This window comes from Burkholderia sp. 4NA327C6 (assembly GCF_005502655.1).
In the GTDB taxonomy this organism is placed as follows: domain Bacteria; phylum Pseudomonadota; class Gammaproteobacteria; order Burkholderiales; family Burkholderiaceae; genus Burkholderia; species Burkholderia contaminans.
Genome location: NZ_SCNZ01000006.1, coordinates 58,683 through 70,843, shown reverse-complemented (window position 1 = coordinate 70,843; position 12,161 = coordinate 58,683). Strand labels below are relative to the sequence as shown.

11 protein-coding genes are annotated in these 12,161 nt (G+C 66.2%); 2 read left to right on the top strand and 9 right to left on the bottom strand.

Going from position 1 to position 12,161, the window contains the following annotated elements; all coding sequences use genetic code 11:
- Window positions 1-3 precede the first annotated feature (3 nt).
- From FFS49_RS08140 to FFS49_RS08100, 9 genes are all read right to left on the bottom strand, one after another.
- Complete coding sequence (locus FFS49_RS08140; protein ID WP_105816332.1) at window positions 4-1,014, bottom strand: type II secretion system F family protein; 1,011 nt, start codon at window positions 1,012-1,014, stop codon at window positions 4-6.
- Between the two features lie 4 nt (window positions 1,015-1,018).
- Window positions 1,019-2,014 (bottom strand): type II secretion system F family protein, encoded by a 996-nt coding sequence (locus FFS49_RS08135; protein ID WP_171026739.1) that lies wholly within the window; start codon window positions 2,012-2,014, stop codon window positions 1,019-1,021.
- Complete coding sequence (locus FFS49_RS08130; protein ID WP_105816331.1) at window positions 2,007-3,374, bottom strand: CpaF family protein; 1,368 nt, start codon at window positions 3,372-3,374, stop codon at window positions 2,007-2,009. The genes FFS49_RS08135 and FFS49_RS08130 overlap by 8 nt, the downstream gene beginning before the upstream one ends.
- A gap of 3 nt (window positions 3,375-3,377) precedes the next feature.
- Entirely contained in the window at window positions 3,378-4,658 is a 1,281-nt protein-coding gene (locus FFS49_RS08125; RefSeq protein ID WP_105816330.1) for a fimbrial protein, read from the bottom strand.
- 45 nt (window positions 4,659-4,703) lie between these two features.
- A complete protein-coding gene (locus FFS49_RS08120; protein WP_105816384.1) occupies window positions 4,704-6,038 on the bottom strand; it encodes a type II and III secretion system protein family protein in 1,335 nt (444 codons plus the stop codon).
- 66 nt (window positions 6,039-6,104) lie between these two features.
- A complete protein-coding gene (cpaB, locus tag FFS49_RS08115) occupies window positions 6,105-7,019 on the bottom strand; it encodes a Flp pilus assembly protein CpaB (protein WP_105816329.1) in 915 nt (304 codons plus the stop codon).
- A gap of 85 nt (window positions 7,020-7,104) precedes the next feature.
- Complete coding sequence (locus FFS49_RS08110; protein ID WP_105816328.1) at window positions 7,105-7,575, bottom strand: TadE/TadG family type IV pilus assembly protein; 471 nt, start codon at window positions 7,573-7,575, stop codon at window positions 7,105-7,107.
- A complete protein-coding gene (locus FFS49_RS08105; RefSeq protein WP_105816327.1) occupies window positions 7,572-8,072 on the bottom strand; it encodes a prepilin peptidase in 501 nt (166 codons plus the stop codon). Before FFS49_RS08105 ends, FFS49_RS08110 begins: the two co-directional genes overlap by 4 nt.
- Before the next feature lie 82 nt (window positions 8,073-8,154).
- Window positions 8,155-8,325: a Flp family type IVb pilin gene (locus FFS49_RS08100; RefSeq protein ID WP_046545508.1), complete on the bottom strand. Its 171-nt coding sequence runs from the start codon at window positions 8,323-8,325 to the stop codon at window positions 8,155-8,157.
- 677 nt (window positions 8,326-9,002) lie between these two features.
- Between FFS49_RS08100 and FFS49_RS08090 the strand changes: the two genes are divergently transcribed.
- Both FFS49_RS08090 and FFS49_RS08085 read left to right on the top strand, forming a co-directional pair.
- On the top strand, window positions 9,003-10,670 hold the full coding sequence (locus FFS49_RS08090; protein WP_137910194.1) for a collagen-like triple helix repeat-containing protein: 1,668 nt from the start codon (window positions 9,003-9,005) through the stop codon (window positions 10,668-10,670).
- A 40-nt stretch (window positions 10,671-10,710) separates the two neighbouring features.
- Entirely contained in the window at window positions 10,711-12,135 is a 1,425-nt protein-coding gene (locus tag FFS49_RS08085) for a collagen-like triple helix repeat-containing protein (RefSeq protein WP_105816324.1), read from the top strand.
- The last annotated feature ends 26 nt before the right edge of the window (window positions 12,136-12,161 follow it).

The window sequence follows — 12,161 nt, the reverse complement described above, 5'->3', positions numbered from 1 at the left end:
GCATCAGGGCTGCGCCTGGCTCAGCGCGCGCAACACCGAGATCATTCCCGGCCCGGCCGTCACGATCAGCAGCGCCGGCAGCAACGTCAGGATCATCACGCCCGTCATCTTCACCGTCAGCTTGCCGATCCGTTCGCGCAGCATCGCGCGGCGTGCCTCGCGCAACCGGTCACCGAACTGCTTGAGCGGCTCCTGTACCGCGCCGCCGTGTTTGTCGACCTGGATCAGCAGCCGCACGATCGCACGCAGATCCTCGTTCTCGAAACCGGACGACAGCCGCTGAAGCGATTGCTCGCGCGTCCGGCCGGCAGCGAATTGCCGCTGGGCGATTTCCATTTCCAGCGACAGCACGGGCATCATCCCCTTGAAGTCGTTCGTCACGACCTGGATGCTCTGGTCGAGCGACAATCCAACCCCCTGCAGCAAGCGAAGCATGTCGACCAGCAGCGGCAGTTCGTCGATCACGGATTGCCTGCGCTGTGCAGCACGACGTCGCAGGTAGAGCTTCGGCAACATGAAACCGGTGACGAGCGCGATGCCTCCGCCGGCCCGCCATTGCGCGCCGGTCAGCTGCGGGCCCATCAGCACGAGGAACAGCAACGGCACGACGATCGCGCAGGCGAGCCGCGCGCTCAGAAACAGCCCGCGGGTGCGCGTGTCGGCGTAGCCGCACTGCTCCAGCAGCAGCCGATCTTCGTCGGCGACGAGATACCGGCCCAGACGGGTATCGAGCAGGCGCGTCCCGACCATCGACAGGCGGTCCAGCCATTGCACGACGAACGACGGCCTGGCCCCCGCGTCCCGCCCGACCGGATTCGGCCGGGATTCATCGGACTGCTGGGCGGCCCGCGCACCCGTTGCCTCCAGCGTCGCGGTGCGCCGCTCGAGCGCACTGGACAGCGTGCGGTCGCTGCGCGTCTGCGCACCCGCGCGGCGCACCGCGAGCAGTGCCAGCAGCACGACGCCGAGTGCGCCGAGAGCCAGTGCGAGCGAACCGAGTTGATTGGCTGTCATGCCGTCACCTGAGTTTGGCCATGTGGTACAACCAGATCCCGCCCGCGAACTGCAGCATGAAGGCGATGAACAACAGCTGACGGCCGGTGTAGTCGTTCCACATCGACTGGAGATAGAGCGGATTCGTCGCGATCACGAAACTGCCGATCGCAATCGGCAACATGACCAGCACCCACGCGGACAACCGGGTCTCCGACGACATCGCAGCCAGCTCCCGCTCGGCCTGCTCGAGGTCGCGCATGAACGTCGACATCCGGTCGAGCATGACGTCAGCGCGCCCGCCGTACCGGACCGAGAGCCGCAGCACCGACCCGACCAGTTCGAACTCCTTGGTCTGATAGACGCTCGCGATATGCCCCATCGCACGGTCGATCTCGACCCCCGTGCGCAACATCCGCGATACGTGGTCCAGACACCCGCGCAACGGCGCCTCCGTCGTCAGCAGCGCAGCCTGGAACGCCGCCGGCACGCTGTTGCCGAGCGTGACGAGACGTACGATGCCGTCGAGGAACGACGGCAACTGGCGCACGATCGTCAGGCGCCGCCGCTGAATGCGGGACACGAGCCAGAACGCGAGCAGCGACGCGCCGCACACGAGCGCGGCGATGCAAGCGAGCCAGCCGCCCCGGTTACCGGCGACGAGCCCGACCGCGGCCAATCCCAGTAGCGCAAGAAGCGCCTTGCCGCGTGCATCCTCGATCCCCGCACGACTTGCCACATTGGCGAGGTATTCCGTCGCGTACTCGCGCCAGTGTGCCCAGCGCGAAGCCGGTGTGGCGGATTGCGCGCGCGCCGCGCCGGGCGCTGACGCGACGTGCGGCGCCGGCCGCGCGTCGCGCTGAATCGCCCCCGCCGCCCGCGCGGCCGGTTCGATGCGGCTATCGATGAAGCGCTGCACGTCGGCGCGGCCGCGTTTCGCCTCGCCATGCCGCCACAGCATCAACGCGGCAGCAACGCAAAGCAGCGCCATTGCAAGCGCGCCGGCCATCAGGCTATACATTGAAACCCCCGCCCCCGCGGCCGAATCCGCCACCGAAACCACCGCCGCCACCGCCACCGCCAAAGCCGGCGGCCTGCAGCGACTGACGGAAGCGTGCGAGCTTCGGCGAATGCGGATGAATGCCGAGCGACTCCCAGTTGTCGACCTCTTCGCCCTCGGGCGTCACGCGCGCCTCATAGCGATACAGCTCCTGGGTCGCGATGATGTTGTCCGACAGACCGGTCACTTCGGTGATCGAAAGAATCCGGCGCCGGCCGTTCGACAGCCGGCCGATCTGCACGATGAAGTCGATGGCATTCGCGATCTGCCGACGCAGGCTCGATTCCGTTCCCTGGAACCCCGCGAAACCGGCCAGCATCTCGAGGCGATACAGACACTCGCGCGGCGAACTCGCATGGACGGTGCCCATTGATCCGTCGTGCCCAGTATTCATCGCCTGCAGCATCTCGAGCACCTCGCCGCCGCGCACTTCGCCAACGATGATGCGATCCGGCCGCATCCGCAGCGTATTGCGCAGCAGGTCGCGGATCGTCACGACGCCGTTGCCGTCGAACCCGCCCGGGCGGCTTTCGAGACGCACGACATGGGGGTGATTCAGCGAAAGCTCGGCCGTGTCCTCGATCGTCACGACCCGCTCGTGCTCGGGAATGTGAAACGCGAGCGCATTGAGCAGCGACGTCTTGCCGGAGCTTGTGCCGCCCGACACGAGGATGTTGCAGCGCGCCTCGACCGCCGCTTCCAGCAGCGTACCGATTTCCGTATTGAACGTGCCGTTGGCGAGCAGGTCGGCCGGTTTCAGCGGGTCCTTGCGGAATTTCCGGATCGATACGACCGGCCCGTCGATCGACAGCGGCTCGATCACGACGTTGACGCGTCCGCCGTCCGGCAGCCGCGCGTCGACCATCGGGTTCGACTCATCGAGACGTCTGCCGATCGGCGCGAGAATGCGGCGCACGATCCGCAGCAGGTGCGCGTTGTCGGTGAAACGGATCGGCAGCTTCGCCAGGATGCCGTGGCGCGACACGTAGATGTCGTTGTAGCCGTTGATCAGGATGTCCTCGACGAGCGGATCGGCGAGCAGGTCCTCGATGGGACCGAACCCGGCGAGCTCTTTCGTCAGCGCCTCCGCAATCGCCCTGACCTCGGTCTCGTTCAGGGGGATGCGCCGCAGGCGCACGAAGCTGTCGATTTCCAGATCGACGAACTGGTTGATCGCCTGTCGCGACCAACGGCCGAATTCGGCGCCGAGTTCCTCGATGCGCGTCAGCAGATGCTCGTGCGCGGCATTCTTGATGTCGTGAAACTGCTGCGACTGGGAGAACGGCGCTGCGCCGTCGGCAAATTGGATGTCATGTGCCATCGCTTACGATCGCCTGGACGAAGGTTGAATGAAACGCTTCAGGGCGGACAAGCCCAATGCGCTGCGCTGGCCTGCGGAGACCGGGCCTGCCAGTCGATCTGCGAGCGGCTCGAGGGCACGCACATACGGATCGCGTTCGGCCGTATCGACGATCAGCCTCCCCTGGTTGGCCGCCTGGCCGATTGCCACACGACGCGCCGGCAGCGTCGCCAGGTGCGAAATGCCGAGCCGCTCTGCGATCTGGGCCGGCGTCAGGCTCAGCGTCGCGTCGTACTGGTTGACGACGAGACGAATCTTGCCGATGTCGACGCCCGCATCGCGCAGCCCTTCCAGCAGGTCGACCGCCGAGACGATCGACGCGACACCCTGGTCGCACACGAGCCACGCTTCGTCGGCCACCGCCGTGATCTGTGCAACGAATTCATGGTTCGTGAATCCGCCGAGATCGATGATCTGCTGATCGAAGAACGCGCGCAGCCGGTTCAACAGCCCGACGCACGCGGCGTACGACACGTCGCGCAGGTCGGCGAGATTGGGCGGCAATGTGGTCAGCGCGACGCCGCTCGCGTGGCGCGTCAACGCGGTATTGACGAACGTCCGGTCGATGCGCCGCAGGTTGCGCACGGCTTCGACGAAATGGAATTCGCAGCGTGTGTTGAGGAACAACGCACTGTCGCCCGCGGGAAGCCCGAGATCGACCAGCGCCGTCTGCCGCGCGTGAGGCGTGGCGACGCCGAATGCAGGCGTGCCGCCTTCCGGGTCGGCCGAACCCGTGCGCTTGTGCAGCCACACGGACAGATTCGCGGCGAGCGTGCTGACGCCCATCCCCGCGCGTGCGCCGAGCAACGCAACGACTTTGCCGTGCCGGTTGGCCGGTTCGGTGCCGGTATGCTCCAGCAACCCGCGGGTGATCCGCAATGCATCCTCTGCACTACCGGACACGTCGATGAAATCGCGGACACCGGCGCGCAGTGCGGCCAGCGCGCTTTCCGGTTCCGAGAGCATGCCGAGCGCGACGACCGGCAGGCCCGGATGGGCCAGCCGTACGGCAGCCGCGGCAGCGCTCGCCGCGCTGTGCGCATGGGAAAAATCGATGAAGACGATCGCAGGATTGAGCCCCGTGATGCGCTGGCTCAGCGCGCCCGGTTCGAGCGACAAGGCTTCCACCGTGCCGGCCGACACGAGTGTCTCGCCCAGCCAGCGGGCATGCTCGTCCTGCTGCGATGCGCACACGAAATAATCGGTCACGGCAGGCTCAGCCAACGACAGGGTTCTCGCGTTCATGTTGAACACCCTCGGTTACATATCGCGCGACATCTCGTCCCGCATTCATTTCGAAAATCCGGGCGCCGCATCGGGTGATGCGATACCGCCAAGATACGACCGCCACACCGGACCATCGCGCTGTTCGGACAGTTCGCCCGGCGTGGTCGGCAACGGCGCGCCCTTCGCGATCGGCGCAACGAGATGCGGCGTCACGATGATCACCAGTTCCTTGTCGTTCTGCTGATAGTTCAGCGACTTGAAGAAGGCGCCGATGATCGGCAGGTCGCCGAGGACCGGCACCTTGTTGATGTTCGACATCGTTTCGCGGTCGATCAGGCCGCCGATCACGAAGCTTTCCCCGTCGCCGAGTTCGACCGTGGTGTCGGCGCGGCGAGTCGTGATCGCCGGCACCGAGACGCTGTTGATCGTGACGCCATGCTGGAAGTCGAGCTGGCTCGATTCGGGCGCCACCTTGAGTGCGATGCGGCGCTGGCTCAGCACGGTCGGCGTCAGGGTCAGCCCGACGCCGTACTGCTTCCAGTCGATCGCCGTCGAGCCGAGCGCCTGCGGCACCGGCACGGGAATTTCGCCACCGGCGAGAAAGCTGGCGCTTTGCCCGGACAACGCCACGAGGGTCGGCTGCGCGAGCACGCGGGCCAGATTGTTCGCCTCGAGAATCGAAATATTGCCGAAGATGCCGCGACCCGCCGAATTCACCACCAGGTTGAACGCGGACGCGATCGGAATGCCGCCCGTCGCCTGGAATGCGCCCGTCCCCCCGCCGGTCACCGACTGGAGACTGCCCGGTGAAAATGCGCCGAAAGCGAATCCGTTGCTTTGCTTGAAGAAATTCAGCCCCGCTTCCTTCAGCACCGAACGGCTGAATTCGACGACCCGGACGTCGACTTGCACGACGTTCCGGTTGCCGATCGTCGAGGCATCGATCACCGCCGCATCCTTGCCGCCCATCCGCTTGCCGACGGCAACTGCCCGCTCGTGCGCGTCAAGCGAGGCTGCCGCGCCCGATACGACTGCCGCACCGCCATACGCCTTCACGGACGGCCCCGCGCCGTCCAGCACGGCCTGTGCGGCCGCATCGACGACGTTGACGTTCCACACGGTCGGCTCGTCGCGACCGCGCTCCCACAGCATCACATTCGTCGAACCCGGTGCCTTCGCAACCAGCAGCACATTGCCGGCGCGACTGCCCTTCATGACCAGCACGTCGACGACCGACGGATCGCCTACCGCGATCCGTTGCAGCGTGCGGCCGGCAGCGACTTGTCGCTGCGAGCCGACCGCCAGATCGATCGACCCGTTTGTGCCGGCGGCCCCGGCCAACACGGCGAAGGTCATGGCCCAGATGGCAATCGCGTATGCAATCAGTTTTCTTGTCATTGTGTCGGAGACCGTCATACGGCCTTCTCCCTTCCGTTACTGCTGTCGATGACCGTGTTTAGGTTGTCAATAAGCGACCGTTTCGGTTCGCCCACCCCGAATCACTTCAATGTTGCTCCCGCCTTCGCGCGCGACGATCGGTGCGCGCGGCGCCCGCGTCGCCGGCGCTTGCACGCGGGGCGTATTGCGGGCCCGCCCGCCCGAAAGTTCATCGAGCCACACGCCGGCAGCCGCCTGCCCGGAGGGCGTCAGGTCACCGGCAGTGCGGATCGCGACCGTCTGCGTCGCGACTTCGTCATCGCGCGGATTGCGCAGTGCAAGCGTCAGCCGGCCGCTTGCTTCCGCGAGCGTCAGCGCATCGACCTGTGCCGTCGGCACGGCAAGCACGGCGGTCCGTACCGCACCGCCCGGGCCGCCGCTGCCGTCACGATCGGGCGTCGCGTCGCCGAACGACAGGATCCGCAGCTTCGACATCAGCAATCGCGCCTGTGAATTGGGAATTTCCGAGCCCGTTTGCGCCATCCCCGAATTGTCGCGCCGCAAATTCAGGAACACGTCGACAAAGTTGCCGGGGCGCAACCGGTTTCCGACCGCGTTCGTCTCGTCGACCTTGATGGCCACCGCGCGTTCGCCGGGCGCCACCTGGTTCGCCAGCCCGGACGTCAAGCCGCCCTCGACGACCGGCGCGGCGGCAAGAATGTCGTTCGCAGGAATACGACCGACGGGCAGCGACGGATCGCTGAAGCCGCCGGTCGGCATCATGGGTGCCGAGGCCAGCTTCAGGGCATCGGCCGGAATCGGTTGACCGGCCGGCAACAGGCGCGTCGCAACGACCACCGGCACCGCCTGCACCGTCGCGACGGCGGGTGCCGCAGCCGGCGGATGGGCCGGCGCCCGACCGAGCATCCACGCATAGATCCCGAGCAGCACGGCGAGCGCAATCAGCAGCCCGGCGATGATCTTCGTCAAGTTGTTGCCCATGGTGAATGTCGAGTGCCGTAAATGTTGTTATGTCGATATGCGAACGCCGCTTGCACCCGTTACCGCGCGCTGCCCGGCGTCCGTTTCATAAAATGGTTGCCGGGTTGATCTGCACGGTTGCCGTGCCGGTCAACTGCGTCGGCGTAACGAGTCCGAGCAGGGGCAGCGACGGAACCAGCGGGTTGGTCTTGTACGGGTACGTCACCGTGACCGTCACGCAATACATGGTTGCGTCGTAACTGCATGCCCCCGACACCGGCGTCGGAATCTGAACGTTGGCCAGCCACGTCGTGAGCCCGATCGCCGTCGACTGTGCCGCCTTCGCCCGGTCCGCCAGTGCCTGCGTCCCCGATCCGTTGGACTCGTAGACATAATTCAGCGCCGTGCGCGCACCCTCGGTCGCAGCGAGCGTCAAGCCCTGCTGAACGGCGAAGATCAGCCCGTACGTCACGATCGCGTACATGATCAGGAAGAACAGCGGAAACACCAGCGCGAATTCGACCGCCGTCGCCCCCTGCTGGCGCCGCCACGACCGCGGCTGGCACTGTCGCTTCATTGTGCTCCCCCGGTAACGACGAGATAGGCCAGCCATATCGCTGCAGGAGCGACGAGACAGGCCGCATACGGCGTCGCCCGCCGCGCACCGAGCGCGAACGTCGGCGAACCGCGCGACCACAGCGCGCCCAGCGGCGTATGGGACAGCGTCATCAGCGCGAGGACATGGATACCGGCCACAAGGCTGGCGACAACCCACAGCCACGGCAGTATCGACAAACCGCACCACGCGCCGAGAACCGCGAACACCTTCACGTCCGCCGCGCCCATGACGCGAAATGCAAATAGCGGGAAAAAGCTCACGAATCCGACGAGCATGCCGATCAATGCCTGCTCGACTGAAATACCAAACGGATTTGCATTGACCAATGCACTGGCAAGCGCCGCCAGGAGTCCGACGACGACAAGCGCATTTCGAACAAGCCGAAATCGAATATCACCGGCGGCAACGAGCGTCGCCCAGGCAAAAAAAATGCTGGTGCTGAGAAGATGTGCCATATCGCGATCGACCGACCATGTCGACGTAAGGGCGAGCGGGCCGCGAAAACGGACCGCTCGCCACCCATCGAGCTACCGAAGATCAGCCGGTCGGCAACGTACTGGCAATCGTGGAGAACAGCGCCGAGATCTTGGTACCGATAGTAGTGACGCTACCGATGATCAAGGCTGCAATCAGACCCGCAATCAGACCATACTCGATCGCGGTAACCCCGTCTTCTTCCCGGAGGAAGCGAATCATCATTGCTTTCATTTTATTCCTCGTGCCTGTATTTACGTTCTTTGGCCTTTTATACGTATACGTCCCCGCATATCTGGCCGGTTGCCCCGCTCTGTTCGCCACATCTGCTGTAGCGACAATCGGGTGCACTTTCTTTATAGATTGCCCTGAGGGGCATGGCTCAACATTTGATGCAAGTTAACATTCGCGATAGCGACCCTCCTCGAACGTTGTGTACCGAACCGTACATTTGCTTACATCTGCTTCGGATTCTATATCCGATCCCATTTAAATTCCAACCTCTTTCAACGACACGGATCGAAAAAATAGCCAGGAGCACAACGTATTTGTACGGCGTTTCGGTACGACTTACACATAGGATTTACGATAGGTTAGATGTGCACACCTAATCCACCAGTAAAACAATTGCCTCGTCCACCACGCCTGCGCGGCCCCCACGTTACGGCGCACGCGTAACGCCAATGTTGTGACGTTACGTTACGAAACGCTCGAAACCGTTCTCATTCGTCTGTCCTTAAACAGATTCAACAATCTTTCAATTTCCATAACTTCCTTTTCCGACAAGGAATTGCGCCGTTTAAATCCTGTTGCCGAACCGGCGAGCATCGAAATGGCACGACAGTTGCAGAGTAGTCCTCGCACCACTCAACACAACGAAGTTCACAACACATTTCTAATGCGAGGACAAAATGGACATTAAGGTTATCCCCCATGGCGTGTTCCGGACGACTCTGATCGCGGCCACCGTTGCAGCCATGCTCTCCCTCTCCGCGTGCGGCGGTTCCGGCTCCATCAGCCAGGGCCTCGGCGGCGGCTCGAGCTCGGGCGGCGGCGATACGATCTCCACCTCCGGCACGAGCGGTACGTCGGGCTCGAGCGGCACTAGCGGTACCTCGGGCACCAGCGGTACGTCCGGTACGAGCGGTACGTCCGGCACCAGCGGCACCTCGGGCACGAGCGGCACCTCCGGCACCAGCGGTACGTCGGGCACGAGCGGCACCTCGGGAGTGTCGTCGAACGCAGTGGGAACTGTCCTCGCAAGCAGCAGCAACATCCTCACGGGCGTCGGTGGAACCGTCTCGGGCCTCGGCTCCGTCATCGCCAATCAGTCGCTGCCGGGTGTCAACCCGGCCACCACGCAAGCCGCAGGCGGCGTCGTGCAGAGCGTTGGCGGCGCCGTGACCGCACTCGGCAACGGCCTTGGCAACGGTCTCGGCCAGCTTGGCGCGACGAAGGATCCGCTCGGCACCACACTCGCCAGCACGGGCAGCGTGGTCAACCAGCTCGGCGGCGCGGTCACGCAGACGGGCAACCTGGTCTCGAGCCTCGGCAGCGGCCCGCTGACGCCGCTGGCACCGGTCACGGGCGCCGTCGGCGGCCTCGTGTCGACACTCGGCGGCGCCGTATCGAACGGCGGCACCACCCTCACCAACGCACTGTCGACCGGTCCGATCCAGCAGGTCACGCAGACGGTCAGCTCGGCCATCACGCCGATCACGACGATGGTCGGCCAGACGACCCAGACGATCGGCACCGCGACCGGCCTCGGCGCGCCCGTCAACACGCTCCTCGGCACGGTCGGCAATGGCCTGAACCAGGCTGGCGCCCTGCTCGCGTCGGCGGGCGGCAACCCTGTCACGACCGGCCTTGGCAACACGGTCTCGTCGACGGGCAACACCGTGAAGGCCGTCGGCGGTCTGCTCACGGGCGGCACCGGCGGCGTGACCAACCCGCTCGCACCGCTCACGGGTCTCCTCACGACGGTCACGGGTACGCTCGGCGGCGCAACGGGTGGCGCCAGCAGCCCGCTCGCCCCGGTTACCGGCCTCGTTTCCACGGTCACGGGCGCACTCGGCGGCGTAGCGGGTGGCGGCAGCGGCCCGCTCGCTCCGGTCACCGGTCTCGTCTCTACGGTCACGGGCGCGCTCGGCGGTGCAGCAGGCGGCAGCGGCGGCCCGCTCGCCCCGGTCACCGGCCTCGTCTCCACGGTCACGGGTGCGCTTGGCGGTGCAGCAGGCGGCAGCGGCGGCCCGCTCGCCCCGGTCACCGGCCTCGTCTCCACGGTCACGGGTGCGCTTGGCGGCGCAACGGGCGGCACGAGCGGTGGCCCGCTGGCCCCGGTCACGGGTCTCCTCGGTACGGTAACGGGCGCACTCGGCGGCGCAACGGGCGGTGCAGGCGGCAGCAGCCCGCTCGCCCCGGTGACGAACGTCGTGTCCACGGTAACCAGCGCGGTCGGCGCACCGGCATTGACCGGCGGTACGGGCGCCGTCACGAACTCGGGTTCGTCGTCGAATCTGCTCTCGCCCGTCACGTCGCTGATCGGCGGCCTGCTTGGCGGCACGCACGGCAAGTAAACCAACATCCATCAATCGACAAGACAGCGAGGAGTCCATCATGTCCCAGCAACGTTCTCTCACGACAGCCGCCCTGCGCCAGTGGCGCGCGCCCCTCACGGCCTTCGCCGCCGCCTGCCTGCTGGCCGCCTGCGGCGGCGGCGGCGTCAGCTCGCCGCCGACCAGCAGTAACAACAATAACAACCCGAGCACGAGCGGTACGCCAAGCACGAGCGGCACCAGCGGCACGTCCACCGGCACCAAGGGTGTGGTCAGCACGGTCGGCCAGACGGCCACCGACCTCGGCAGCACGGTGGGCAACATCAGCGTGCCGGGCCTCGGCGACGGCGTGACGAAGGGTGTCGGCAGCACGCTCTCCAGCACCGGCACGATCGTCGGTGCAGCCGCCGATGCGGTGAGCAACGGGCTGGGACAGATCGGTACGACCAAGGATCCGGTCGGCACGACTGTCGCGGGCCTCGGCAACGTGGTCGGCGCGACGAGCAACACGGTGTCCGGCCTGAGCTCGACGGTCAAGGCGCTCGGCACCGGCCAGCTCGCGCCCCTCGCGCCTGTCACGACGCCGGTCGGCACCGTGCTCGACACCGTGGCCAACGGCTTGACGGCCGCCGGCACGACGATCGGCTCGACGCTGTCGTCGGGCGCCGTGCAGCAGGTAACACAGCCGCTCAGCTCGGCAATCACGCCGCTCGTGATCACCGCGGGCCAGGTCACGCAACAGGTCGGCACGACGACCGGACTCGGCCAACCCGTCTCGGGCCTGCTCGGCCAGGTCGGCGGCGCGATCAGCTCGGCCGGCAAGCAGGTTGGCGGCACGTCGAGCCAGCCGCTCGTCGGCGACGTCGGTCAGCTCGTCACCGCGGTCGGCAACACCGTGACCAACGCGGGTGGCCTCGTCAACCCGAACGGCCCGAACGGCGCGGCACCGATCCCTGGCCTGATCACGAGCCTCGTCGGCGGCTCGACGGCGACCGTACAGAACGGCACGTCGTCGGGCTCCGGCTCGACGAATCCGCTCGGCGGACTGCTGTCGGGTCTCGGCTCGACGCCGCTCGGCTCGCTCACGGGTGCACTCGGCGGCGCGACCGGCGGTTCGGGCAGCAGCCCGCTCGCGCCCGTCACAGGCCTCGTCTCCACCGTCACCGGCGCACTGAGCGGCGCGGCGGGCGGCAGTGGCGGCCCGCTCGCCCCCGTCACGAATCTCGTGTCGACGGTCACGGGCACGCTCGGCGGCGCAACAGGTGGCGCAGGCAGTGCAAACCCTCTCGCGCCTGTCACCGGTTTGCTGAATACTGTCACCGGAGCCGTGGGCGGCGCAGCAGGATCGGGCGGATCGAGCCCGCTCGCACCGGTCACGTCGCTGGTTGGCAGCGTCACGGGTACGGCAACGTCGGGTGGCGGCTCGACGGGGCTGCTGGCACCGGTAACGGGATTGCTGGGTACGCTGGGTAGCGTTGGCAAGTAAGGAGGACGGTCGCACCTTCGCAGCCG